The following is a 25,982-nucleotide window of genomic DNA, read 5'->3' as shown; positions in this document are numbered from 1 at the left end:
GCCGCCTCCTAAGCGCGATCAGCCTGACGCTCGCCCATCAAGCCATTGGGACGAAACAACAGCACCAGGATAAGCACCATGAAAGCGAAGATATCCTGATAGTTCGCACCGAGAAAACCGCCGGTGATTTGCCCGGTATACCCTGCCGCCAGGGACTCGATCAGCCCCAGCAGAATGCCGCCGGCCATGGCCCCGAACAGGTTGCCGATCCCACCCAGTACGGCGGCGGAAAAGGCTTTGAGCCCGAGCAACAAGCCCATGTAGGCATCCGCCTGGCCGTAGTTGACCGCACGCATCACGCCGGCGATGGCCCCCAGGGAGGCGCCGATCACGAAAGTGGCGGAAATCACCCGATTGATATTGATCCCCATCAACCCGGCCACTTCCTGATTCTGGGCGGTGGCACGCATCGCCTTGCCCAGCTTGGTCTTGTCGACCAGCAACCAGAGCGCGAGCATGATCACCACCGAGATGATCATGATGCTCATCTGGACATTGGTGATGGTGGCGCCGAACACCTCGATCGGGCGGGTTTCAACCACTTCGGGAAAGGTCTTGTAGCCTCGCCCCCAGATCATCATGGCCAGGTTCTGCAGGAAAATCGAAATGCCAATGGCCAGGATCAGCGGCGTCAGACGTGGCGCCTTGCGCAACGGGCGATAGGCAAATTTCTCCATGCCCTGGGCCATCAACATGCACACCACCGCCGCGATCATAATGGCGAACAACAGCGTCAGGACGCCCGGTGCGAAGCCAAAACCGGCGAGCATGGTCAAGACCGAGATCGTCACCATGGCACCTACCATGACAATCTCGCCATGGGCGAAGTTGATCAGGCCGATAATGCCGTAGACCATGGTGTAGCCCAGGGCGACCAACGCATAGATGCTGCCCAACACCAGACCGTTGAGGATCTGCTGCAACAAAATATCGAGATTGGCTTGCACTTGCTGAATCCTCAAAACTGCGTCGTATCCACCAGCGCAAGCCAGGAACAGCAACGCGGTGACATTCAGGGCAGATCGGAAAGAGTTTCTTTTTATAGTCGCGGACCCTGAGGGCCCGCTTATTATTTTAGGTAGCGTCGGGGCTCAGTCGCGTTCGACGGAAAGGGTTTTCCACTGTCCGCCAGTGAACTGGAAGATCGTCGCGGCGGCGTTCTTCAGGTTGCCGTAGTCGTCAAAGGCAATCGTGCCGGTCACGCCGTCATAGCTGGAGCTCTTGAGCACCGGCAGGTATACCGCGGGATCGGCCGACTGGGCCTTGACCATCGCGCTGATGGCGGTCCAGGTCGCGTCGTAGGCCGCCGGTGACGACTGCACGACCCCCACGCCGAACTTGCCCTTGAGCTTCTGCTCGAACGCCGCCCCCTTGGGCATTTCCTGCAACGGCATGCCGTAGTTCCAGGCGTAGGTGCCTTCAGCGGCGCTACCGGCCATGTTCTTGAACTCGTCGTTAGGCAGGTTGCCGATGTTCATGAACTTGGCCTTGAGCCCGAGATTCTTCATCTGCTTGGCCATCGGCGCCGCCTGATAATCCAGCGCCGCGAAGAACACTGCGTCGGCCTGTTGAGCTTTGGCGGTGGTCAGGATGGCGTTGAAATCCGTGGCCTTGTCGTTGGTGTACTCACGCACCACCACGTTGCCGCCGGCGGCCTTCACCGCCTTGGTCACTTCATCGGCCAGGCCCTGGCCATAGGCGGTGCGGTCATCGAAGATCGCAATGCGCTTGGCATTCATTTGATGGACCAGGTAGTTGCCAGCGTAGCGACCCAGGGTGGCATCGTCGTTGACCACGCGAAACACCGACTTGATACCCTGGAGGGTCAAGGCCGGATTGGTCGCCGATGGCGAGATTTGCGGGATGCCAGCATCGCCATAGATTTTTGAAGCCGGGATACTGGTGCCGGAGTTGTAGTGACCGATCACCACCGCCACTTTCGCATCCACCAGACGCTGGGCGACCGCCGTACCGGTACGTGGGTCGGCCACGTCGTCTTCCGAGACCAGTTTGAACTCTACAACCTTGCCACCAATCTTCAGCTTCTGCTGGTTGGCCTCCTCAATGGCGATACTGATGCCATGTTCGACATCGAGCCCCTGATGACCGGACGGCCCTGTCAGCGGACCGGCAAAGCCGATCTTGACCTGTTCGCTGTCGGCGGCAGTGGCAACCCCAACACTCAGGATGGCGACCATGGCCGCGGTGAGCGCTGTAAAGCCCTGGTTATGTTTACGCATGTTCCCTCCCAGAAATCATCGGACAAACGAATTAAGCACGTTGGCGTGCAAGTCTTCTTTTCCACATCCGGGCCCTTTCACGGCGACCAGACCTTATTCGGGACATCTCACTGCAAGTGCGCAGGCTGTTTGTCAGCGCACTTGTAAGATAACAGTCAGCAGGCAACTGTCAATTGGTATATGCTAGGGCAAGATGAAAATGCCGGTGACGGTATGGGCAATGACAAATCGTGCACCTCTGCGATGCCGACTCGGCGCGATCCGACAGCCACCCGCACCATCACAGGTCAGTTATTTGATAACCTATGAGGAATCAGTCTTTGCCTTGATCCAGACGTATTCAAAGCGGCCTTCGCCGTGTTTGACTGGACCCAATAACCCGTTCGACCATTCACGTTTGGACGAGCCCCGTTTTCAGGAGCAACACATATGAACCCGACCCTTGGTACACGAAGGGCCAATCTGGCGGAGACGGTGATCAAGGAGCTGTCCAACCGCATCGATGTCGGCACCTATGGTCCGGGCCAGAAACTGCCGTCCGAGCAAGAGCTGTGCAAGGAGTTCAACGTCAGCCGCCCGGTCATCCGCGAAGCCGTGGCTTCGTTGCGTCTGGGCGGACGCCTGATCGCCCGCCAGGGCGTCGGCGTATTTGTGGTCGAGCAGGATGTAAAACGCATCGGCTATGCGTTGAGCAGTGCCGTCGATGATGTCCGGGCAGCCGCCCACGTGCTGGAACTGCGCCTGGGCGTCGAAACCGAATCGGTCGCGCGCGCCGCCGAACGCCGCAGCCCCACCAGCATGGCGCAGATCACCGAAGCCTTTGACCGCTTCAACGCCCTGGACGGCAGTGACCTGGAAGAAGAAGCCAAGGCCGACTTCGAGTTTCACCTGGCGATTGCCCGGGCCACCAATAACCCACACTTCTCGCAGCTGCTCGAAGCCCTGGGGCCGGACATCATTTTCGATTTGCACCTCAAGCACGGCCAATCCACCGGCAAAAGCCGCCTGGCCCACATCAAGAAAATCGGCCGCGAACACGGCGCGATTCTCTCGGCAATCACCATGGGCGATGTCAGCGCTGCGCGCTCGGCCCTGCGCAAGCACCTCGAAGAGAGCCTGTCGCGCTATCAGCGGCTGGTCGACAGCGGAGAGTAATTCTGCACCGCCTTGCCCATCAGCCCAGGCCCAGACAGACGTATCTGATCCCCTGATAGTCCTCGATGCCGTAGCGCAAACCTTCGCGCCCCAGTCCCGAGGACTTCACCCCACCCCGTCGAAGGAACGTCAGAGGGCCGCGAGGGCTTTTTCACGAATCTGGCTCAAGGTCATGCGCGGCGTCAGCGCTTCGGGGTCCACCTGCACCTCGATCAACGCAGGCTTGCCGGAAGCCACGCAACGCTCGAAGGCCGCGGCGAATTCACTGGTCGCCACCACGGTCTCGCCGTGCAACCCATAGGAACGAGCCAGCGCGGCAAAATCCGGGTTATGCAGTTCGGTGCCGCTGACCCGCCCCGGATAGTGACGCTCCTGATGCATGCGGATGGTGCCGTACATGCCATTGTTGACCACAACCACAATCAACCGGGCATCGTAGTTGGCCGCGGTGGCCAGCTCCTGCCCATTCATCAGGAAGCAACCGTCGCCGGCAAAGGCCACGACCATCCGTTCTGGCGCGGTGATTTTCGCCGCCACCGCCGCCGGCACCCCGTAGCCCATCGAGCCGTTGGTCGGCCCCAACAGGGTACGGAATGTCCGATGCTGATAACCGCGATGCAGCCAGCCGGTGTAATTGCCGGCACCGCAGGTGAGTACCGCATCATCGGGCAGTCGCTGGTTCAGCCAGGCGATGATCTCGCTCATCTGCACCGGCCCGGGTGACGGCGGGCAATCGAAGTTGGCGCGATAGCCGCGATTGAGCTGCGCGGTCCAATCGCCGAATGCCTCAGGCTTGACCGCCGGCAGCTCGGCGAGCTGAGCGGCGAAGATCCGCATCCCGGCATTGATCGCCAACACCGGCTGATAAACCCGCCCCAGCTCCTCGATCCCCGGATGCACATGCACCAGCTTCTGTTTCGGCACGGGAATATCCACCAGGGCATAGCCGCCAGTGCTCATCTCCCCCAGGCGCGCGCCCACCACCAGCAACAGATCGGCGCTCTTCACCGCCTCGACCAACTCCGGCCCGGCCGCCAGGCCGAGGTCGCCGGCATAATGCGGCAGCGTATTGTTGAACAGGTCCTGGCAGCGGAAGGACGCCGCCACCGGCAAATTCTGGGCCTCGATAAAACGCCGAATATCCGCCACCGCCTGGGCATTCCAGCCACCGCCGCCGAGCACCACCAATGGCCGTTGTGCCTCACCGATCAGTTGTTGCAGGCTGCCCAGCGCCGCAGGGGATGCCGCCGGCTCGATGGCCTGGGCCGGGCCGGCATCAGCCACGGCCACCCGGTCGGTGAGCATGTCTTCGGGCAACGCCATCACCACCGGTCCCGGACGGCCGTTGGTGGCGCGATGGAAAGCCTGGCTGAGCAGCTCCGGCAGGCGCGCCGCGTCATCCACCTCCACCACCCATTTGGCCATTTGCCCGAACATGCGCCGGTAGTCGATTTCCTGGAACGCCTCACGCTCGACCTGATCCCGTGCCACCTGGCCGATAAACAGGATCATCGGCGTCGAGTCCTGGAATGCCGTGTGCACACCTACCGAGGCATTGGTCGCCCCGGGGCCGCGGGTCACGAAGCAGATGCCCGGCTTGCCCGTCAGCTTGCCGTAGGCCTCCGCCATATAGGCCGCCCCACCCTCCTGGCGACAGACGATCAGTTCGATATCGTCCTTGACGTCATGCAGCGCATCGAGCACCGCCAGATAACTTTCCCCCGGGACGCAAAAAGCGCGCTCGACACCATTGATCCGCAAGGCCTCGACCAGGATCTGCCCGCCACTGCGCAGCGTCGTGGATGCATCTTTCATATTTTTGTTCTCCATCAGGCTGTTCGATCAGATGACCGAGTCTTCCAAAAAGGGCCGGTTTTCCACGACGCGCTCGTAGGACAAGGCGCTCAGGTCAAGGCTGCGGTATGCGCCATAGGTAATCAGCTCGCTGAGCCCGCGGCCGATGGCGGGCGCCTGTTGCAGGCCATGGCCGCTGAAGCCGTTGCAAAACAGGAAATTGCGCACCTCGCTGTGGGGGCCGACGATGGCGTTGTGATCGAGCACGCAGAAGTCATAGTGCCCAGCCCAGGAGTTGACGACCTTGATCGCCTCGAATGCCGGCACGCGCTCGGCCAGGATCGGCCACACTTCCTCATCGAACTCATCGTGCAGGACATCGAAGTCGTTGACGTCGACTTCCGGGTCGACTTTCGGGTAAGTGCCGCCCAGGTACAGGTGACCCTCGGGACGGAAAAATACCCCGGTCGGATCGATGGTCAGAGGGACTACGCCGGCCAGCGGCGTATGACAGTCGAAGACGAACAACGAGCGGCGGCGTGCTTCCACCGGAATCTGCAAACCGGCCATGCGCGCCACCTTGGGCCCACGGGTGCCCGCGGTGTTGACCAGGGTGTCGCAGCCGATGCGCTCGCCACTGGCCAGCCGCACGCCGGTGATCAGGTCGCCGCTGCGCAGCACCTCGATTACTTCGTTTTCGATGTACTCGACGCCCAGGGAGCGGGCCTTCTTGCGAAAGCCATTGAGCATGCCGTAGCTGTCGAACCATCCCTCGCCGGTCTGGCCAAAGCTGGCGCCGGCCAGGCTGTCCGGATTAACCCAGGGAAAGCGCGCGACCAATTGCTCGGGGTCGAGCAACAGTACATCGGCACCGTGCTCGATTTGCGTGGCGTGCAAGCGTTCCAGCACCTCGTAACCGCGCTGATCGGCAAGGAACAGGTAGCCGTTCTCGCGAAACGCCAGGTCGGGTTTATCGCCGTTGACCGCCATGGTTTCCGGAAAAGCCCGCACGAACTCGGCGCCGAACTTGGAGATCTGGATATTGATCGGATTGGAGAACTGCTGCCGGATCGAGCTGCTGGAAAGCGCCGTGGCCGACTGCGCGTAGGTCCAGTCCCGCTCGATCACCAGCACCGAACCGGTGAAGTCCGGATTGCTCGCGAGAAAATACGCGGTGGCGCTGCCATTCACGGCGCCGCCCACGATCACCACATCGTAGTGTTGCTCAGTTGCTGTCGAAGCCATCGCTCGGACCTCTGAAAAAATACTGGGTAAGGGTTACTTCGGATCTTCGAAATGACCGGCACCGGCGAAGTTGCCACCGTGATAACGGGCCGCCGGCTCGTTGGGATCCAGGGGCGGATGATTGGCCAGGACCTTCTCGCGGAAATCATCGGCGCTGTCCCGGGCCACGTAGCCGAGGGACGAGGCCATGCGGTTGTCCCACAGGCACTCGCGGTTGGCGGACATGCCGTAGACGATCATGTGGCCCACCCGTGGCGCATTCAGCGAACGCTCCACCAGTTGGGCGAAGTCGGCGAAGGACAGCCAGGTCGCCAGCATGCGCCGGTCCAACGGTTCCTCGAAGGAGGAACCGATGCGCAGGTTCACCGACTCGATGCCGAACTTGTCCCAGTAGTAGCGCCCCAGATCCTCGGCAAAGCATTTGCTGACGCCGTACAGGCTGTCAGGGCGATGGGGAACGCTGGCATCCAGGGTTTCGGTGCGGTCATAGAAACCGATGGCATGGTTGGAGCTGGTGTAGATCACCCGCTTCACCCCGTGCTGGCGCGCCGCTTCGTAGATGTTGTAGGTGCCGATGATGTTGCCATTGAGAATCGACGCGAAGGTGTTCTCCAGCGGCACGCCTCCGGCATGGATGATCACATCCACGCCTTCGGCCAGCGGCAGGACATCGGCCATGCTGGCCAGGTCGCAACGCACCAACTCCTCGTGAGCCGCGGCCGGCCCCATGTCGGCGATATCGGTCAGGCGCAGGACCTCGGCAAACTCGTGCAGGTGGGCACGCAGCACCCGTCCGAGGCGGCCCGCGGCGCCGGTGATCAACAGTCGTTTGAACGGCTTGCTCATGATGAAACTCTCGAATGAATGAAGAGACCGGCGCTCACTTCAGCGCCGCCAGGGCCTCGCGCAACTGCACGATGGCCTGCTCAAGTTGTTCCCGTGAGGTGGCGAACGACAGGCGGATATAGGGTTCCAGGCCAAACGCCGAGCCCGGCACCGTGGCCACCTTGCCAACCCGCAGCAGGTAGGCGGACAGGTCGGTATCGGTCTCGATCACCTGCCCGCCCGGCGTACGTTTACCGATAAACGCCGCGCACTTGGGAAACGCATAGAACGCCCCTTCCGGCATCTGCAGCTCAAGGCCGGCAATCGCCGACAAGCCCTTGACCACCAGCGCACCACGGGCCTGATACTCGCGATTGGCCTCTCGGACAAAATCCTGCGGCCCGTCGAGGGCAGCAGCGGCCGCCAGTTGGGAAATCGCCGACGGACAGGTGGTGGTCTGCGACTGAGTCTTGTTCATCGCCACGATCAATTCTCGCGGACCCGCCGCGTAACCCAGGCGGTAGCCGGTCATGGCATAGGCCTTGGACACCCCGTTGATCAGCAGCGTGCGTTCACGCAGGTTGGGGCAGGCAATGACAAAGGGTACGAAGGGCTTGTCGCCGAGAATGATGTGCTCGTAGATCTCGTCGGAAATCACCAGCACCCGAGGGTGTTTTTCCAGCACCGCACCGAGGGCGGCGAACTCCTCCCGGGTGTAGATCGCACCACAGGGATTGTTCGGCGAATTGAGCATGAGCCAGCGGGTCTTCGGTGTGATCGCCGCTTCCAGACGCGCGGCGTCCAGCTTGAAACCGTACTCGGAGCCGCAGGGAATGACTTTCGGCACCCCACCATTGAGCAATACCATATCGGTGTAGGACACCCAGTACGGCGCCGGAGTGATGACTTCATCACCGGGCTCCAGGGTGGCCAGAAAGGCGTTAAACAAGAGCTGCTTGGCGCCATTGGCCACGCAGATTTCGTCCAGGCCGTAGGTCAGGTCGTTTTCCCGGGCGAACTTGCCGACGATGGCCCGGCGCAATTCGTCATAGCCATTGGGCGCGGTGTAATGGTTGTGCCCGTCGAGCATGGCCTGGTGCGCCGCCTCGATCACATGGGCCGGCGTATTGAAATCAGGCTCGCCGAGGCTGAGGTTGATCACAGGCTCACCCGCAGCGAGCATTTTCTTGGCCAGGACCGACACCGCCATGCTGGGCGAACTCTTTACCGTCCTGACACGCGAACTCTGAAATTCCATACCTCAGCTCCCCTGCTCCGGCACATAGCCGTAATCGTCGCGCGCCTGCTCGGCGCTGATATAGCCAAACCGCAGATCGCGGGCCACTTGCTCGCGGGAACGCTGGCGCGGATCACCGTAGCCACCGCCACCGGGCAAGCTCAGTACCAGGCGCCGTTCGGCCGGCACAAACTGCTGGCCCTTGCCGCGCAGCAGGCTGCCATCGTCGAGCCCGACATAACCCCGGGCCCCCTCGCCGCCCCCTTCCAGGCCGCGAGCCGGATACTGGATACGGTCGAACATCGCACTGAAGCGGAAGCTGTAACCCTCGGCCGCCGAGATTTCGATTTCCTGGCCCAACCCGCCGCGCAGCAAACCCGCACCGCCAGAGCCATTGCGCAACTCCTTGCGCCAGACAATCACCGGCCCCGCCTGTTCGGTCGCTTCCACCGGCATGGTGTGCACGCCGCTGGGGAACGCGGTGGCACTGAGGCCGTCCTTGCCGGCGCGAGCGCCCATGCCGCCACTGTTGAACATCAGCATTTCGGCATTACGCCCGGTTGGATTGCTCTCCAGCGGGCGCACGCTCAAGTGCAGGTTCCACAATGCACTGGCGCCTTCGGCGGGCACCTGCCCCGGCAGGCACTTGTGCAGCGCGCCCAGCACCAGGTCAGGCACGAAGTGCCCCAGCACATGGCGCACCGACACCGGAGCGGGATGCTTGGCGTTGAGAATGCAGCCCTCAGGAGCCGTTACCTCGAACGGCGCCAGGGACGCGGAGTTGTTTGGAATTTCCGGCGCCACGATGCATTTGAGGCCATAACAGGCGTAGGCCTTGGCATAACCCAGCGGCACGTTGATGCCGAACTGGCTCATGCCGGAGGTACCGCTGAAATCGGTTAGGATGCCGTCCGGCCCCACGGTCAGGGTGACCGCCAGGGTCACCGGCACATCGTAGCCATCGAGTGTCATGCTGTTCTGGTAAGTGCCATGGGGCAGCGACTTGAAGCATTCAAGGGTGGCGCGCCGGCTGTGCTCGAGAATAAAGCCCCCGATGTGCTCCAGGTCGTCTAGCTTGAACTCTTCAAGCATGCTCATCAGGCGCTTGTGGCCGGTCTCGTTGCAGGCCGACAAGGCGTAGAAGTCCCCCACCACCCGGTCGTTCTCACGCACGTTGTTGCGCAGGATATTGATGAAGTCACGGTTGAGCTGGCCGCGTTCGAACAGCTTCAGCACCGGAATGAACAGGCCTTCTTCGTAGACCTCCCGAGCATCCGGACCAAAACCGCGACCACCGATATCCACCACATGGGCGGTACTGGCGAAGTAGCCGATCAGACGGCCCTGGTAGAACGACGGCGAGACAATAGTGATGTCATGCAAGTGCCCGGTGCCCTTCCAGGGGTCGTTGGTTACATACACATCACCCTCGAAGATATTCTCCGGGCCGATGTCCTTGATGAAGTGCACCACGGCCTCGGCCATGGTGTTGACGTGCCCGGGGGTCCCGGTCACCGCCTGGGCCAGCATGTTGCCGGCGCGGTCGAATACCCCGGCGGACAAGTCGCCGGCCTCGCGCACACTGGTGGAGAACGCGGTGCGGATCAGGGTCAGAGCCTGCTCTTCAACCACCGAGATCAGGCGATTCCACATCACCTGCATCTGAATATCGATCAATGTTTCACTCATGGGACATCGCCTTCTTATGCAAGTGACGCTTAGCGCCGGACGACCAGCAGGCAGCCATCAGGCTGGACCGTGGCGGTGAACGAGGACGACACGAAGGTCGAGGTTTCGCGCTCGGCGATGATCGCCGGACCGTCGACCAGTGCACCGAGCTGCAGCGCTTCACGCTGGTAGATACCGGCATCGACGAAGCCGCCGCCGACCACATCGAACACCTTGCGTCGGGACACTTCCTCGGCCCGGTAGGACGCCTTGATCTGCGTCACCGGCAGGACCGCCAGCAGCGGCGAACTGGCCTTGACCGACCAACTGACGATTTCCACATCCGGGCCCTCGATCGGGCGCCCGAAGAACTGGGTATAGGCCGCCTCGAACAGCACTTTGAATTGCGCCGCGTCGTCATTGCTGAAGGGCTTGAACGGCAGGCTCACCGGAATTTCCCAGCCCTGGCCGACATAGCGCATGAAGGCGGTGCATTCCAGTTCCGGCTCGCCCTCGGGCATGCCTTGACGCAGGAAACCGATGGCCTCGGCCTGCATGTCGTCGACCAGCAGATTGACCTGGGCCGCGTCGAACGCCGACAAGCGCACGAAAGCACTGCGCACCGCCTCATAGCCGAACGGCGCGCGCAAGAAGCCGATAGCCGAGCCCACGCCCGCCCCCGCCGGCACCAGGAAACGCGAAACACCCATCTTTTCGCACAGACGCGCCGCGTGCAGCGGGCCGCCGCCACCGAAGGTGATCATGGTGTAGTCGGCGATGTCCTTGCCGCTCTCCACCGCATGCACACGCCCGGCGTTGGCCATGTTTTCATCGACCACTTCACAGATGCCGTAGGCGGCGGTGAAGGCGTCCATGTTCAGTGGCGCGCCAATCACCTGCTCCACCGCCGACTCGGCATTGGCATTGGACAGGCGCAACGCGCCGCCGGCGAAGTTATCCGCGTCCAGCCGTCCCAGCAGCAGGTTGGCGTCGGTAATGGTCGGCTGCTGGCCGCCACGGTCGTAGCACGCCGGACCAGGTTCGGAGCCGGCACTGTGGGGGCCCACGCGGATCTGGCGCATGCTGTCGATGCTGGCAATCGAGCCGCCGCCGGCGCCGATTTCCACCATCTCCACCACCGGGATCGAAATAGGCATGCCGCTGCCTTTCTTGAACCGGTAGGTGCGCGCCACTTCGAAGGTCTTGGCGGTTTTCGGCACCTGGTTTTCGATCAGGCAGATCTTCGCGGTGGTGCCGCCCATGTCGAAGGACACCACTGAATCCAGACCATACTTGCGGGCAATGTCGGCGGCAAAGATCGCGCCGCCCGCCGGCCCCGACTCCACCAACCGAACCGGGAACTCTGCCGCGCTCTGGACCGAGATGATGCCGCCACCGGAGTGAATCATGAACACCGGACAATCGGCACCCGCCTGCTTCAACGTGACCACCAGGCGATCGAGGTAGGACTTGATCAGCGGCTTGACATAGGCGTTGGCGCACACGGTATTGAAGCGCTCGAACTCGCGCATCTGCGGCGACACTTCACTGGAGATCGAGATCAGCAGGTTCGGCAGGCGGGCCTGCAAGGCATCCCGCAGCAGACGCTCATGAGCGCCGTTGACGTAGCTGTGGATCAGGCCGATCGCCACGCTCTGGTAGTCGCCTTCGGCAATTCGCTCGATCAGGCTGTCGATGTCAACCGCGGTCGGCGCGATCAGCACATGGCCCTGCACATCCAGACGCTCACGCAGGGTGTAGCGGTGCTCGCGCTCGATCAACGGCGGCGGCAAGGCGATATTGATGTCGTATTGTTCAAAACGGTTTTCAGTGCGCATCTCCAGGGTATCGCGAAAGCCTTCGGTGGTGATGAAGGCGGTCTTGGCCCCGCGCCGCTCGATCAGCGCGTTGGTCGCCAGCGTCGTCCCGTGGATCAGCTGATCAATATCCGCGAGTTTGAGGCCCGCCGCCGCGACGACGGTCTGCACCCCACTGAGGATCGCCCGCTCCGGCAGCTCGTAGTCGGTCAGAATCTTGGTCGAATGCAGCACACCGTCCACATCCAGCGCGATATCGGTAAAGGTCCCACCTATGTCCACGCCGACCCGGCATGAAGTCGCAGTCATCGTCGTATCCCCTGAAGTTCTCGAGCTCATCACAAGGGGCCATCTGGCCACTTAAATGTAAGTTATATGTTGTCTTACATGTAGTCAAGGATCGATCCACTGGATTGTAGCTTCCAGCGGGGTCGGAAAGGCTTAGGCCGTTTCCACCCCAGAGGAGTCAATCGAGAGTCTTGACCATCCGCGAACCACCCACCGCCTGCGCCGTGGGAAATACTTCAAGACGCGACACATCCACCTGCTCGGGCAGGCGCAAAGCCGCCAACAGCAACTGGGCGATATGCTCCGGCATGATCGATTCATAACCGTCGTACAACTCACGGCCCGCAGCCTGCATCCCCATCGCCGCGCGATACAGCTGGGTTTGGACTCGCCCCGGGGCAATTTCCGTCACTCGCACGCCGCTACCGAGCAAATCGCAACGCAAGGCATCACAGAACAGGCTGACACCGGCCTTCGAGGCGCCGTACACAGCGGCGCCCGGATGAGGCGCCCGACCGGCACTGGAACCGAGGAAAAACAAGTGTCCATGGCCACGCTCGATCATTCCCGGCAACACCTGCCGCGTCAGGTGCAGCGGCGCCTTGAGATTGATATCGAGCATATTGTCGATTTCATCGGCATCCATCTCCTGGAAGGCCGCGCGCGTGGACAGGATGCCGGCATTGTTGACCAACACATCCACCGGATACTGTTTCAGGATGCCCGCAAAGGCATCGACCTGGCGCACGTCCGCCTGCAACGTGACAACCCCCTCCTCGGCCTGCAACTCATCGAGCGCTTCACGACTGCGACCGACGGCGATGACCTGCATGCCCGCGTCGCGCAACGCCAGGACAATCGCCTTGCCGATACCACTGGTAGCACCGGTGACCAGCGCACAACGATAGGCCGCCGGCAGCGCCATTGAATCAGGCATAGATGTAACCTCCGCTGACAATCACGTTTTCGCCAGTGGCGTAGCTGTTGCGACTGCTGCCCATCATGACGATCCACTCGGCAATTTCCGCAGGCTCCGCAGCACGTCCCAGCGGGTTCGCCGCCGCCAGTTCACCCAGGAAGCCTAGTTGCCGGGCACGCTCGGTTGCAAAACCGGCGGGCGCCACCGAATTGACCAGGATCTGATCCTTGGCGCAGGCCTGGGCAAAAGACTTGGTCAGGCTGACCACCGCCGCCTTGGTCGCCGCATAGTGGGCATTTTGCGGGTGAGCCTTGAATGCATCCACGGAGGTCACATTGACGATACGACCGGTCACCGCCGGTGCCGCGACAAAGGCCTGCATATGCCGGACCGCCGCGACCATCATGTGATAGGTCCCCTTGATATTGACCGCATTTTCCAGATCCCACTCATCATCGGTGATCTCGAAAATATCCTTGCGCGGATAGATGGCGGCGCTGTTGACCAGGCAATCCACACGGCCGAGCGCATCGACGATCTGCTGGAAGGCACCATGGGCGCTTTCCTGGCGGGAGATGTCGGCGACGGCCGTGGCGACCTCGCAACCTTCAGCCCGCAGAAGGCTTGCCGCCTCTGCCATCAGTTGCTCATTACGGTCAATCAGGCCGATTTTCCGCGCCCCACGCTTGCGCATCAACTTGGCTGTTTCCAAGCCCAGACCCGAAGCTCCACCTACGATCACGACCGTCTGGCCATCCATAAACACCTCCACGATTTAGTCTTTACGTAAGATGCCTGTTGTCTTACATTTGGTCAAACTCAATTTGCGTGTCAACCGCCAGGCCACCGCCTGGCCAGATGCACACAGGACACGACCATGTCTGCGGCCACTCTCGTTTCCAGCCCCTCCTCCAGCATCCGCGATCGCCTGCTCGACGCCGCGACCCTGTTGTTCGCAACCCGTGGCTACCAGGCGATTGGCCTGCGGGACCTGGCCGGTCACCTTGGCCTGCACGCCGGTTCGCTGTATCACCATATCGAGAACAAACAATGCCTGCTGTTCGAACTGATCGAGTCCGCCCTCGCCGATCTGCTGCTCGATACCAGGCGTCGCATGAAAGGTGCAAGAACCGCCGATGACCGTGTACGCCGCTTCGTCCAGGCCTTCGTCAGCTTCAGCCTGACGGAAAAGCATCGCTTGCAGCTGGTGATCAGGGAGTTTGTCAATCTATCCGAAGAACAGCAGCAGCAGATCAATGCGCTGAAAGACAGCTATGCCTCGATCCTGAGCAGCATCATTGCGACGGAGTGCGCGCAAAAGGTCCGGCAGGAAAGCCAGGTCGGCCTGATGACCCATGCCGTTATCGGCATGCTGTACGGACACGCACAATGGCATGAGGTCGAGGTGAGTGAGCAGCGCCTGGCGCAAGCACTGATCAGCTTCGTCATGGGCATTCTCGAAAGCGCCAAATTCACGCGCCACGGCCAGATTGATGAATAAACCTCATGAACCCTTGCCGATTTACCCGTCTAGTCCTCCCCCCAAAGCCCACTTACAGTCTCCAAGGCGCAATTGCACTCAACCGACGTGCACTGCGGCCTAATCCTATTTCCCTCCACAAACTCAATGCTGATCGCTAAAAGCAGGATGATTGAAATGCAAAAGCGGAAACTCGGAAACAGCTCTCTTGAAGTATCTGCCCTAGGCTTGGGCTGCATGGGCCTCAGCCACGGCTACGGTCCGGTGACGAATACCAAAGAGGCCGTCTCGCTGATCCACGCGGCTCATGATCGCGGCATCACCTTCTTCGACACCGCAGAGGCATATGGCCCCTTCAGCAACGAAGCTCTGCTGGGTGAGGCCCTGCAGCCGATTCGCGATCAGGTGGTAGTGGCCACCAAGTTCGGCTTCAATATCGACCTGATCACCGGCGAACGGGGCAGTGGCACCAATAGCCGGCCGGAGCATATCCGGGCGGTCGCAGAGGCCTCATTGAAGCGTCTGCGAACGGACCGCATCGACCTGTTCTACCAGCATCGTGTGGACCCCGAGGTGCCGATCGAGGATGTCGCCGGCACCGTCAAGGACTTGATCGCTGAGGGCAAGGTGAAGCACTTTGGCCTGTCCGAGGCCGGCGTGCAAACCATTCGCCGCGCCCATGCGGTCCAGCCGGTGACGGCGGTACAGAGCGAATACTCGCTGTTCTGGCGTGGCCCGGAGCACGAACTCCTGGCGGTGCTGCAGGAACTGGGCATCGGCTTCGTGCCGTTCAGCCCTCTCGGCGCCGGTTTCCTTACCGGTAAGATCGACGAGAACACACAGTTCGACGTGTCCGACTTCCGCAACTTCGTCCCCCGTTTCTCTCCAGAGGCGCGCAAGGCCAACTTGGCGCTGGTCGAGGTGGTGAAGGCCGTCGCACAGCGCAAACAAGCCACGCCCGCGCAAGTGGCGTTGGCCTGGCTGCTGGCGCAGAAGCCTTGGATTGTCCCGATACCTGGCACGACGAAGCAGCACCGCCTGGACGAGAACCTTGGGGCGCTCGAGCTGGCGCTGAGCGGCGAGGATTTGCGCGTGATCGATGAGCAGATTGCCCAGATCCAGGTGCAAGGTGATCGCCTGCCCGAGTCTGCGCTGAAGATGACTGGACTCTGAATCTTTCCTGAAAGTGGAGCCATTCCACTGATCGCAGCTTTGATGGCTACGAGTGACATACCCAAGCTCAACGCTGCGCTGAACCAAGGCCTGTGGTGGTTGTACACCCGAACGGTGGAGTGAAAGAACAGGTCGCCGGTCTGTATGCGCAGCGACTGGCCGAACAAGGCTATATCACCATTACCGCAGATGCCGCGTATATCGAAACCTGCTGGGTTCCCCGGTATGTCGAAGCGGCCGTAAGCAAACTGAAAGCGTTCTACGCTAGGACCTTGTGACTCAACAACGCCAGCCTATTCTGGCTTTGTCACCTCGATCCTCATAAGAGCATCTCATCAATGTCCCGAGCCAATCTCAACGACCTGCAAGCCTTCGTGGTCATTACCCGCGAGGGCAGCTTCACCCGCGCCGCCGCACAACTGAGCGTCTCGCAATCCGCCCTGAGCCACACAATACGCGCACTTGAGGCACGGCTCGGCGTTCGACTGCTGGCCCGAACCACACGCAGTGTATCCCCGACCGAGGACTGTGTGAAAACGCACTGAAGGCCAGCCCAACAAACGCTCCGACTTGCTCGGGGCGTTTGTTTTTGTGCGAGCAACAGACGAAAAAGGCCTTTCAGCCCATTAGCGCCATCAACTGGCGGGCTCCGAGCACGCTAATTGCTCGCGAAACGGGCTACCGGGCCCCACTGCAATCCACTGATTCCGAACGAACACCTTTGTCGTGCAACAACCTCGCTGATAAACGAGGTTATGGGCAGCGGGATTGAGGCTGGCAAGTGCCCATCAGTTCAAGGTGGCAGCCGATCAGTGACCTTCACTGCTGTAGACACAGTGTTCCGTTGGGGTAAGCGCCTGCGTGGAAGCATCGACCGACTCACTCCTGTTTTCAAGACCTCTCTCCCAGCGAGCGATCACCACGGGGGCCAGCGCGTTCCCGAGTACGTTCAGGGTGGTAGTGCCCATGTCCATGATTCGGTAGACACCGGCGATGAACGCAATACCCTCCAGTGGCAGCCCCGCGCTGGCCAGGGTCGCGGAGAGAATCACGAACATGAAGCCGGGCACGCCCGCCGCGCCCTTGGAGGTCAGGACCATGGTGATCACCAATACGGCTTGCTGAGACAGGCTCAGATCTATCCCATAGAGCTGGGCGACAAACAGCGTCCCTATGCCGAGGAATAGAGAGGCCCCATCGAGATTGAACGAGTACCCGACCGGTACGACAAAGGAAACCACCTCACGGGGAACGCCAAACGTCTCCAGTTTGACCATGAGCTGTGGCATCACCGCCGCGGAGCTGGCACTGGAAAATGCCAGGACCAGTTCATCCTTGATGTGCCGGATCAAGCCGAAAATCGAGATGCCCGCCATCCGCGCAATGCTTCCCAGCACCAGCACGGCAAACAGGACAATCGCGATGTAGGCGACCACTATCAGCTTCGCCAACGGCAGCAGGGAGGAGAAACCGAAGTTGGCGACGGTCACCGCAATCATGCCGAACACCCCAATGGGGGAGTAAGCCATCACCATCGACGTCACCCGGAACATGGCATCGCTCAGCCCTTTGAAAACGGCCAGCACTGGTGCTTTACGCTCATCAGACAGACCGGAGAGCCCCAGGCCAAACATGACAGCAAAGAACAGTACCGGCAGCAGATTGCCCTTGGCCATCGCGTCGACAATGTTATCCGGGACGATGCCCAGCAGCAGGGCTACGACGCTCTGATGTCCGTTGCCGGCAGGCAATGCGATATTGGCCGCCTTGAGGCTGTGCAGATCAGTGCCCGCTCCCGGCTGTAGCAGATTCCCGATCACCAGTCCGATAATGATCGCGGTGGTGGTCACGGCGAAGAAGTACAGGAGGGTTTTGACCCCCATCCGACCGAGCGCCTTGCGATCACCATGACCGGCGATCCCCACCACCATGCAACAGAACACGATGGGAATGACGATCATCTTCATTAGTTTGATGAACAGGTCTCCGGCGGGTTGCAGCACATTTTCCGTGAGCCAGGGACGCATCTCGGGCGCATGGTTGAGGACTACGCCGACAGCAATGCCGACGACCAAGCCGATCAGAATCTGAACGACCAGAGGAATACGAGGTTTATGCATGTCCGTCTCACAGGTGATGTCAGTGGCAGGATCTTGTTTTCAAAGGGGAGGTAGTTCCCTCCCCCGACTGTTGTCGGCTCTAATCGGCCGATCAGCGCAACGCTTCGCAGGCGTTGCGGATACGTGCGCAACCTTCCCGGATCAATGCCTCGCCGCTGGCGAAAGAGAGGCGGACATAGGGGCTGAGGCCGTACGCATCGCCGACCACCGTCGCAACACCGGCCTCTTCGAGCCAGTAACGAACCACATCAGCATCCGTATGCAACACATAGCCTTGCGGGACTTGGCGACCGAGCAACCCTTGCACATTGGCAAATACGTAGAACGCGCCGTCCGGGGTCACGCATGTCAGGCCGGGTGTACCAGACAACAGGTCCAGCATCAGATCGCGGCGCTTCCTGTAAAGGCTCGCCATGGCGTGAACAGGCGTCTGGTCGCCGACAAAGGCTGCCACGGCAGCAGCCTGGCTGATCGAACTGGGGCACGTCGTGGTCTGCGAGAGCAGTTTGCCGATTGCTGCGATCAGCCAGGCCGGACCGGCGCCAAAGCCCAATCGCCAACCGGTCATGGCATAACCCTTCGAAGCCCCGTTCACGATCAGCGTCCGCTCTTTTAGATCGGGAGCCACCTTTGGAAAGGAGACATGTCCGCCTTCGGTGTAGACGAAGTGTTCGTAGATCTCATCGGCCATGACCAGCACATGGGGGTGATCACGAAGCACCTGGGCCAGGGCTTGCAACTCTTCCAGGGTGTAGACAGCCCCGCTTGGGTTATTCGGGGAGTTGAGAATCAGCCACTTCGTGCGCGGGGTAATGGCCGCGTCCAGCTCCGCCGGTGTCAACTTGAATCCGTTGGCTTCATTGCCGACGATAACAACGGGAGTCCCGCCGTTCAGCTTGGCGATGTCCGGATACGAGACCCAGTAAGGGGTATGAACAATCACTTCGTCTTCGGGGTTGAGGGTGGCCGCCAGCGCCTCGAAGATGATCTGTTTGCCTCCGGCCGCCGCCACCACCTGATCGAGGGTGTATTCAAGGCCGTTGTCACGCTGCAGCTTGGTCACGATCGCGTTGCGTAGCGCAGGCGTGCCGAGCGTATTGGTGTAGTGGGTTTCACCCGCCGATATCGCCGCTTTGGCAGCCTCCATGATATGCGCTGGCGTATCGAGATCAGGCTCACCAACGGTGAAGTTCACGATGTCTCGACCTTGCGCTCGTAGCGTTGCGACCAAGGCATTGGCCGCTATGCTGGGCGAAGGGGCAATGCTCAAGACCCGCTGGGAAAGCAGTGCTGTACTCATTGTTTTCTCACATCAGGCCGGCTTTGACGAGGGCGTTGGTGATCCACGATTGTTCGATCGCTTGGGTTGCGATCTCTGCCTTCACACGCTCTTCGTGTGCTTCGTGTTCACGGGCTTTGGCCAGCACCTCCTCGGCGGCCTCTTGGGAAAAAGCCACCAAGCCATCTTCGTCACCGACAATGATGTCCCCGGGGTTGATGATCATCCCGCCAATGGACACCGGTACGTTGATCTCGCCCGGCCCCGTCTTGTAAGGGCCACAATGCACGACGGCCTTCGCGTAGCAGGGAGTATGCTCAAAACACGCCACATCACGAATGGCGCCGTCGATGACAAAGCCGACGCAACCCCGTTGCAGGGCATACAACTTGATCAACTCACCGATCACGGCGTTGTTGGTATCACCCTGCCCATCAACCACCAGCACGTGGCCGGGCTTCAACATCATCAGCGCTTTGTAGATGTAGAGGTTGTCGCCTGGACGGGTCTTGACCGTCAGTGCGGTACCGACGAGCTTGCCTGTACGGTTGTAGCGCGTCAGGCCGCGGGCACCGATATGGCGTCCCATGTTGTCGCTGATATGAGGGGTCACCACAGAAGCGAATGCTTTGATCAAGTAATCAGAAGCGGCTGCGGGCGATGGTTCGATACGAATGCCTGGAAGTAACATGAGATTTCCCCGGTGTTAGAAGTGTGCTTTCACGACAACCGGATAGTAGGGAGCCTAAAAAAATACTTTTAGCGATATTTTTATATGGATTATCATCTCTTTTAGTAATCATATTAATACGATGATCAAGCCGTGTCACAACCCGCGCTTCCAGGATTATGAGACAGGCATGGAGAGAAGCGCTGGGACAATACGTCGATAAAAGAGAACAAAAAGATGCAATTTTATTCGCTTTAAGTCTATTCACATAAACCCTATCCTGGCCCGCACACCGCCGATACCACCATCAGGAGTGTGCCCTATGCCCACCCCCTTGCGCCGCTGCCTTTCCCTCCAGGACTTCGAGCCTCTGGCGCGACGCTTATTGCCCGCCCCCCTCTTCGCCTATGTATCAGGCGCTGTTGAAGACGAACTATCGGCCATGGCAAATCGGGCGTCATTCCTGGACTACAGCTTCCTGCCAAACGTGCTGGTGGATGTAGCCCACGTCGATACGTCAGTGAGACTGCTGGGCGAAACCTACTCCTCCCCGATCGGCATTGCGCCCATGGGCATTGCCGCGCTGACCAGCTACCGTGGCGATATCGTGCTCGCCCGCGCAGCGGCTCAGGCGAAGGTACCGTGCATCATGAGTGGTTCTTCTTTGATCCGCTTGGAAGAGGTGATGGGCGAAGCGCCTGGGACCTGGTTTCAGGCCTATCTCCCTGGAGAGGGAAAACAGATCAATGCGCTGATTGATCGGGTCGCCGCAGCCCCTGTTGAAACCTTGGTGCTGACAGTCGATACGCCGGTAGCCGCCAACCGGGAAAACAACATCAGAGCCGGTTTTTCGACGCCGCTGCGTCCGAGCCTGAGACTGGCTGCTCAAGGGCTTCTGCACCCCAGGTGGTTGCTCGGAACATTTTTGCGGACCTTGATCGTTCACGGGATGCCGCATTTCGAGAACAATTACGCGAGTCGCGGCGCGCCTATCCTCTCAAAAAATGTACTTCGGGATTTTTCGGACCGAGGCCATCTCACCTGGGAGCATGTCATCGACATTCGCCGCCGCTGGAAAGGAAAGTTGATCATCAAGGGCATCTTGAACCCGCGGGATGCGGTGAAGGCCAAACACATCGGCGCCGACGCGGTGATTGTATCGAATCACGGCGGACGGCAACTGGACGGTAGCGTGGCCCCCCTCAAGATCCTGCCGCGCATCGTGGAGGCGGTACCGGATATGACGGTCATGCTCGACAGCGGTGTGCGCCGGGGCACCGATGCCATGAAAGCCATGGCGCTAGGGGCCAAGGCAGTTTTTATCGGGCGGCCGTTCAACTACGCCGCGACCGTGGCCGGCGAAGAGGGCGTCCGGCACGCACTCAGGCTCATCGGCGATGAACTCAAGCGCGATCTTGGTCTACTCGGTGTCGCCAGGCCCGAGGACCTGAGTATCGAGAACTTGCTGGCACGTTGAGTGCTGTGGTTTGAGCGCCGCGATTTTTCCATGCTATCGATTGCTCGGTAGTCGCGTGGAGCACAGCGCTTTACAGCTCAACTTCTGGAAAAAAAGTGATGTTATTCGAGTCTTAAATATCGCTAAAAAAATCATTCAAGGCACCCTAGTATCCCGGTTCCAACTATAAAAAATACCGGGCCCGGCCATGAGTAAACCTTCAAAAAAAGGCCGCTTCCGCTGGATCGTCGCTGCGTTGTTTTTCCTCGCCTACATGATCGCGGGTGCAGACCGGGCCAATATCGGCGTCGTGGTACCTTTCATCAAGCAGGAATATGGGCTCAGCAATACCGATATCGGTGCCCTGGCCAGTCTGTTCTACCTCACCTATGCCATGGTGCAGATCCCGGCGGGCTACCTGTTCAGTCGCTTCGGCATTCGCAATCTCCTGACAACCTCCCTGGTACTGACCTCGCTATCCACTTTGTTTATTGGAGTGACCAGCAGCGTCCTGCAACTGAAGTTCGCCAGAGCCCTGCTGGGTGCCGCTGAAGGCCCGATCAATATTGGTATTGTCTCGATCATCAATCGTTGGTTCCCGTCACGGGAAAAGGGCTTGGCAACCGGCATCTTCATGTCGTCGATAAAATTTGCCCCCGCGTTTGTCCCACCGCTGTGTGCGCTGATTGTGAGCCTTTATGGCTGGCGAGAAGTGTTCTACCTCTTTGCCTTCCCGGGCCTGATTATCGCGGCGCTCTGGTGGCTCTATGTAAAGGATGATCCGTCCCAGAGCGCGCACTGCTCCGAGGAAGAAAAGCGCTATATCCAGGAGACGGATATGCTTCAACCCCAGTCCACGGCCACGTTGTCGCCTCGACACCTCTGGCTTGACCGTTTTATCCGTACGCGGGAAATGGATTTGCTGCAGGATAACGCCAGCATCCTCAGATCCTGGAACGTCTGGGCCTGTGCACTGGGTTACTTCCTAATGGTCGGTATTACCTACACCATCATGACCTGGGTCCCCACCTATCTGGTCTCGGTCAAACACTATTCTGTCATGAAGATGGGCGCGGTGGCTGCGTTCCCATGGGTCGGTGCGATTATCGGCAATCTTCTCGGCGGCTGGCTTTCGGACAAGGTCTTCGATCGGCGCCGCAAGCCGGCGATGCTGATCACCGCCCTCGCCACTGTTGTGATGATGATCGTACTGCTGAACTCGCCGGACGATCCGACACTACTGGCCGCCCTGTTTCTGTTGACCGGGATTCTCCTGAACATCGGCTATTCGACTTTCCTGGTCTATCCCATGGGGTTGGCCGTCAAGGACAAGGTTCCGTTCGCCGCCTCGATCGTCAATACCGGCGGCTCGCTGGGCGGCGCCTTTGCCCCGTTTATGGTCGGCGTGCTGCTCGATGCCTACAACTGGAACATGGTGTTCGGCTTCCTGGGCGCCTGCTCCCTCCTGACCTTCGTCATCCTGCTGACCATGGTCGAACCTCGACCGAAGCCCTCGGCCTTCGTGGATACCGCCAACGTAGTGACTACCCGTCAACCGGCCCTGCCGCGCCCTTGAATAACGGTTTCTTTGGATAGAGGACAGCGTATGTCTGGTTCACCAAGCAAAATCGTCAGTCGCCTGGACCTGTGGATCAACCCGGTCTTCGATGAACTGATCGAAGCGACACCGACGTTACAGCTTCAACGCCTGTTTCGCGCAGACGAAGATGGCGTGTGGGATGGCTTGAGCCGCTCGGCCGCGTATCACGTCACGGCGGCCAAGGATGAGCTGCCGCTCCAATGGTTCGCCAATGAAGCCCTGATAGAACGTTGCCCGAACCTGCTGTGTGTGTCCTCCGGAGGCGCGGGGTACGACACCGTCGACGTGGCGGCTTGCACGCGCGCCGGCATTGCCGTTGTGAATCAGGCCGGGGCCAATGCAAACTCGGTAGCAGAGCACACCTTCGGGCTGCTCCTGGCCCTGGCCAAGCGGATTATTCCGTCCAACAGGCGATTGCGCCAGGAGCGGAGTTTCGCGCGCGAAGAGCTGATGGGTGACGAGGTTTATGGCACGACCCTGGGCATCATCGGTCTCGGCGTCATCGGCGAGCGCACGGCAAACCTGGCCCGTGGTTTCGGGATGCACGTACTGGCTTATGACCCGTACCTGGACGAAGACACCCTTCGCGAGCGCGGTGCGCAACCGGCGGCGCTTGAGAGACTGCTGGGCGAATCGGATTACGTCTCCGTGCACTGCCCGCTCAACGCCTCCACTCACCATCTAATGGGCCCACAGCAGTTCGCGGCGATGAAAAAAGGAGCGGTCTTTCTCACCACCGCACGCGGCGGAATCCACGATGAGGCGGCACTTTACGAAGCTTTGAAAAACGGGCGATTGTCGGGGGCCGGACTCGATGTCTGGTCAGTAGAACCGCCACCGCTCAGCTCACCATTGCTGGCGCTGGAGAACGTCATCGCCACCTACCACACCGCTGGTGTCAGCGTCGGGGGACGCCGCAATGTCGCGCGCTCATCCGCCCGGCAGATCCAGGCCCTGCTTCATGGCGAACGGCCCCCTCATTTGCTCAATGCCCCGGTCTGGGAGCATTTCCTGGAGCGGCTGCGAAAAGCCTCGTAAACCTTACGACCGCGGTCATTTACAGGTACAGGTCAGAGGAATATCTGTAGCCGCCCATGGACAAGGCCGTCAAACCGGAACCATGGCGAACCAGATCGATCATTGCGCCAAACGAGTCAGCTTCAACACTGGTCTTGAGCTTGACCCCGGCTTCATGAGCGCAATTATCCACGATCACACAAAGGCCGTGTCGGGCGCTTGGCAATATCAGTTGCTGCTCGGCCAAGTGGCCTCGATGATGCTTGGGCGGCCCAACCATTTCGACAGGTCTACGTCCCTCATCAAAGCACCGCCTCGCGAGGTCTTTCCTGACCGCGCAAAATGCCTCGCGCACGAAGGATGACGGGGACATCGATCATTTCATCGTCGATCATGATGACCTCTCCCCTCACTGGCGCCTACGGCCGCAAGTACCCGGTTTACCCAATGGCATAAGGCTGGTTCCCGGGTCGATGATCACTGCATCGGCCTCGCTGCCCAGAGCCTTGGCGAAACGCTCGGGTCTGGATCTTGGAACGAACAAGTAGCTGTGGGGCAAAGAAACTGAAAAGTCGATAACGGCCATACTGACTCCTTTGCAGATAAAAAGCGCCCCGGAGTGTCAGTCGTGGTCAACCACTCGCAGGACGCGAAACGGACCACTATTAGCTGGCTTTTTGCGAAACGTGCAAAGGGTCAGCCTGAGTTTTTTTCTGCTTTTCGGCGGTCGTCTTGGACATCAGAATCACCACCCCACCAGCGATGGCACATGCCCCCAGCGCCAATAACGAAGTCCGGAAGTCCGTGGAGATGGCACGGATGTAGCCCACCAGCAGAGGGCCGAGGGATTGCCCGACGAAGGTCCCCAGTCCGCTGACCACGGCCACAGCTGGAATGGCTTTGCGCAATGGCAAGATCTCGGTCAGGCGAGCGAACACCAGCGGCGTCAACATCTTCAGCGGGAAGCCCATGGCTATGAACAGCACAATCTGTAACCCATACAGATTGGCAGGCACATAAGCCGCGGCGATCATTATCAAGCCGGTGATGATGGTAGGGATCGCCGCATGCAATCGACGCTCCTGGTTATGCCGATCGGAACGACGGGTGATGTACCAGACGCCAAGCATGGTCAGGAGAAATGGTGCACCCGACAGCAAACCGACGGTCACCTCGCTCAGAGAGTTGTAAGACTTGAGAATGGTTGGCAGCCACAGCGTGGTGCCATACAACAAGATGCTGCTCAGACCGAAACCCAGAGTCATCAACCATACCGCGGGTTCGTTGAAGATTTTCCACCATGGATCCGATTGCGTTTCGCCATGGCTCTTTTGTTCGACCGCCAGTTCGTGGGCAATCGTTTCGCGGTCAGCGTCAGACAGCCACTTGGCCGCTTGCAGGCTCTTGGGCACCATCACAAACCAGAATAGACAGAACAACCAGGCAGGTAATCCCTCAATGATCAACATCCAGCGCCAATCATAATGGGCCAGGATCGCCCCGGAAATAGGCCCGGCGAGGAAACCGCCCAAGGGTACGGCAAAGTTCCAGATACCAAAGGCGCGACCTCGCTCGGACTTGACGAACCACTGCGCCAGCAACATGGACACCGCCGCATAGATAGGCCCCTCTGCCAGGCCGAGAATGAAACGCATTGCCATCACTTCTTCAAAAGTCCGGGCAAAGCCGGTAACCAGGGCAGCACCGCCGAACAGCAATAGGCACAAACCAATCAGCTTGCGTGAGCCGAAACGCAGCGCCAGGACGGCAGCCAGCAACTGGGTGATTACATAACCCCAGGCGAACGCGCCGCCGATCCACCCAGCCTGCACCGGGGTGAGCGCCAGTTCCTTGGTCATGTAGGGCAAGGCCATCGCAATATTGGCCCGGTCAAAAAAAGAGATGGTGTACATGATCAGCACCGCCGGCATGATCATCTGCCAGCGCTTGGCACCGACACCTGCGTGGTACGGGTTTGAAGTAGTCATTTGAGCACTAG

General features: G+C 60.1%; 20 protein-coding genes and 5 pseudogenes. 8 read left to right on the top strand and 17 right to left on the bottom strand.

Annotated elements, in window-relative coordinates; translation table 11 throughout:
- Nucleotides 1-8: 8 nt before the first annotated feature.
- Together AC07T0_RS06335 and AC07T0_RS06330 are read right to left on the bottom strand one after the other, a co-directional pair.
- Nucleotides 9-947, bottom strand: a complete 939-nt coding sequence (locus AC07T0_RS06335) for a branched-chain amino acid ABC transporter permease (protein ID WP_495000365.1) — start codon at nucleotides 945-947, stop codon at nucleotides 9-11.
- Between the two features lie 144 nt (nucleotides 948-1,091).
- A complete protein-coding gene (locus AC07T0_RS06330; protein ID WP_495000364.1) occupies nucleotides 1,092-2,240 on the bottom strand; it encodes a branched-chain amino acid ABC transporter substrate-binding protein in 1,149 nt (382 codons plus the stop codon).
- 429 nt (nucleotides 2,241-2,669) lie between these two features.
- Between AC07T0_RS06330 and AC07T0_RS06325 the strand changes: the two genes are divergently transcribed.
- Nucleotides 2,670-3,395: a FadR/GntR family transcriptional regulator gene (locus AC07T0_RS06325; RefSeq protein ID WP_495000363.1), complete on the top strand. Its 726-nt coding sequence runs from the start codon at nucleotides 2,670-2,672 to the stop codon at nucleotides 3,393-3,395.
- A 19-nt stretch (nucleotides 3,396-3,414) separates the two neighbouring features.
- Here AC07T0_RS06325 and AC07T0_RS06320 read toward each other — a convergent pair.
- The 9 genes and pseudogenes from AC07T0_RS06320 to AC07T0_RS06280 all read right to left on the bottom strand — a co-directional run.
- A pseudogene (locus AC07T0_RS06320) lies at nucleotides 3,415-3,510 on the bottom strand (hypothetical protein); the annotation flags it as partial.
- A 14-nt stretch (nucleotides 3,511-3,524) separates the two neighbouring features.
- The gene (locus AC07T0_RS06315; protein ID WP_495000362.1) at nucleotides 3,525-5,210 is read right to left on the bottom strand and encodes a thiamine pyrophosphate-binding protein; all 1,686 of its coding nucleotides are present in this window, start codon (nucleotides 5,208-5,210) and stop codon (nucleotides 3,525-3,527) included.
- A 27-nt stretch (nucleotides 5,211-5,237) separates the two neighbouring features.
- Nucleotides 5,238-6,434 (bottom strand): NAD(P)/FAD-dependent oxidoreductase, encoded by a 1,197-nt coding sequence (locus tag AC07T0_RS06310; protein WP_495000361.1) that lies wholly within the window; start codon nucleotides 6,432-6,434, stop codon nucleotides 5,238-5,240.
- A gap of 33 nt (nucleotides 6,435-6,467) precedes the next feature.
- Complete coding sequence (locus tag AC07T0_RS06305; RefSeq protein WP_495000360.1) at nucleotides 6,468-7,280, bottom strand: NAD-dependent epimerase/dehydratase family protein; 813 nt, start codon at nucleotides 7,278-7,280, stop codon at nucleotides 6,468-6,470.
- A gap of 34 nt (nucleotides 7,281-7,314) precedes the next feature.
- Nucleotides 7,315-8,517: a pyridoxal phosphate-dependent aminotransferase gene (locus AC07T0_RS06300; protein ID WP_495000359.1), complete on the bottom strand. Its 1,203-nt coding sequence runs from the start codon at nucleotides 8,515-8,517 to the stop codon at nucleotides 7,315-7,317.
- A gap of 3 nt (nucleotides 8,518-8,520) precedes the next feature.
- A complete protein-coding gene (locus tag AC07T0_RS06295; RefSeq protein WP_495000358.1) occupies nucleotides 8,521-10,185 on the bottom strand; it encodes a hydantoinase B/oxoprolinase family protein in 1,665 nt (554 codons plus the stop codon).
- Between the two features lie 29 nt (nucleotides 10,186-10,214).
- A complete protein-coding gene (locus tag AC07T0_RS06290) occupies nucleotides 10,215-12,290 on the bottom strand; it encodes a hydantoinase/oxoprolinase family protein (RefSeq protein ID WP_495000357.1) in 2,076 nt (691 codons plus the stop codon).
- A 157-nt stretch (nucleotides 12,291-12,447) separates the two neighbouring features.
- Nucleotides 12,448-13,206: an SDR family oxidoreductase gene (locus AC07T0_RS06285; protein WP_495000356.1), complete on the bottom strand. Its 759-nt coding sequence runs from the start codon at nucleotides 13,204-13,206 to the stop codon at nucleotides 12,448-12,450.
- Entirely contained in the window at nucleotides 13,199-13,948 is a 750-nt protein-coding gene (locus AC07T0_RS06280; RefSeq protein WP_495000355.1) for an SDR family NAD(P)-dependent oxidoreductase, read from the bottom strand. The genes AC07T0_RS06285 and AC07T0_RS06280 overlap by 8 nt, the downstream gene beginning before the upstream one ends.
- Nucleotides 13,949-14,065: 117 nt before the next feature.
- Between AC07T0_RS06280 and AC07T0_RS06275 the strand changes: the two genes are divergently transcribed.
- From AC07T0_RS06275 to AC07T0_RS06260, 4 genes and pseudogenes are all read left to right on the top strand, one after another.
- Complete coding sequence (locus AC07T0_RS06275) at nucleotides 14,066-14,689, top strand: TetR/AcrR family transcriptional regulator (RefSeq protein WP_495000354.1); 624 nt, start codon at nucleotides 14,066-14,068, stop codon at nucleotides 14,687-14,689.
- Nucleotides 14,690-14,845: 156 nt separating this feature from the next.
- A complete protein-coding gene (locus AC07T0_RS06270) occupies nucleotides 14,846-15,841 on the top strand; it encodes an aldo/keto reductase (protein WP_495000353.1) in 996 nt (331 codons plus the stop codon).
- Between the two features lie 92 nt (nucleotides 15,842-15,933).
- A pseudogene (locus tag AC07T0_RS06265) lies at nucleotides 15,934-16,041 on the top strand (alpha/beta hydrolase); the annotation flags it as partial.
- A 138-nt stretch (nucleotides 16,042-16,179) separates the two neighbouring features.
- A pseudogene (locus AC07T0_RS06260) lies at nucleotides 16,180-16,365 on the top strand (LysR family transcriptional regulator); the annotation flags it as partial.
- A 285-nt stretch (nucleotides 16,366-16,650) separates the two neighbouring features.
- On the opposite strand, the gene AC07T0_RS06255 reads toward AC07T0_RS06260, so the two are convergent.
- From AC07T0_RS06255 to AC07T0_RS06245, 3 genes are all read right to left on the bottom strand, one after another.
- The gene (locus tag AC07T0_RS06255; protein ID WP_495000352.1) at nucleotides 16,651-17,961 is read right to left on the bottom strand and encodes a cation:dicarboxylate symporter family transporter; all 1,311 of its coding nucleotides are present in this window, start codon (nucleotides 17,959-17,961) and stop codon (nucleotides 16,651-16,653) included.
- Between the two features lie 91 nt (nucleotides 17,962-18,052).
- Entirely contained in the window at nucleotides 18,053-19,261 is a 1,209-nt protein-coding gene (locus AC07T0_RS06250) for a pyridoxal phosphate-dependent aminotransferase (RefSeq protein WP_495000351.1), read from the bottom strand.
- 7 nt (nucleotides 19,262-19,268) lie between these two features.
- Nucleotides 19,269-19,931 carry an RraA family protein gene (locus AC07T0_RS06245; protein WP_495000350.1) on the bottom strand — a complete coding sequence of 221 codons (663 nt, stop codon included), beginning with the start codon at nucleotides 19,929-19,931 and terminating at the stop codon, nucleotides 19,269-19,271.
- Between the two features lie 301 nt (nucleotides 19,932-20,232).
- On the opposite strand from AC07T0_RS06245, the gene AC07T0_RS06240 reads away from it, so the two are divergent.
- The 3 genes from AC07T0_RS06240 (at nucleotide 20,233) to AC07T0_RS06230 (ending at nucleotide 24,004) form a co-directional block, all read left to right on the top strand.
- A complete protein-coding gene (locus tag AC07T0_RS06240) occupies nucleotides 20,233-21,387 on the top strand; it encodes an alpha-hydroxy acid oxidase (protein ID WP_495000349.1) in 1,155 nt (384 codons plus the stop codon).
- A gap of 187 nt (nucleotides 21,388-21,574) precedes the next feature.
- Nucleotides 21,575-22,942: an MFS transporter gene (locus tag AC07T0_RS06235; RefSeq protein WP_495000348.1), complete on the top strand. Its 1,368-nt coding sequence runs from the start codon at nucleotides 21,575-21,577 to the stop codon at nucleotides 22,940-22,942.
- Between the two features lie 30 nt (nucleotides 22,943-22,972).
- Entirely contained in the window at nucleotides 22,973-24,004 is a 1,032-nt protein-coding gene (locus tag AC07T0_RS06230; protein WP_495000347.1) for a hydroxyacid dehydrogenase, read from the top strand.
- A gap of 55 nt (nucleotides 24,005-24,059) precedes the next feature.
- On the opposite strand, the pseudogene AC07T0_RS06225 reads toward AC07T0_RS06230, so the two are convergent.
- From AC07T0_RS06225 to AC07T0_RS06215, 3 genes and pseudogenes are all read right to left on the bottom strand, one after another.
- Nucleotides 24,060-24,263 (bottom strand): annotated as a pseudogene (locus tag AC07T0_RS06225) (LysR substrate-binding domain-containing protein); the annotation flags it as partial.
- 189 nt (nucleotides 24,264-24,452) lie between these two features.
- Nucleotides 24,453-24,569: pseudogene (locus AC07T0_RS06220) on the bottom strand (CoA ester lyase); the annotation flags it as partial.
- Nucleotides 24,570-24,648: 79 nt separating this feature from the next.
- Nucleotides 24,649-25,971, bottom strand: coding sequence for an MFS transporter (locus AC07T0_RS06215; RefSeq protein ID WP_495000346.1), 1,323 nt, complete (start codon nucleotides 25,969-25,971; stop codon nucleotides 24,649-24,651).
- Nucleotides 25,972-25,982: the final 11 nt, after the last annotated feature.

It is taken from the genome of Pseudomonas sp. GW821-FHT04D07, from assembly GCF_059420225.1.
Note: the sequence above shows the minus strand (reverse complement) of the source record. Positions and strands in the feature narration are given on the sequence as shown.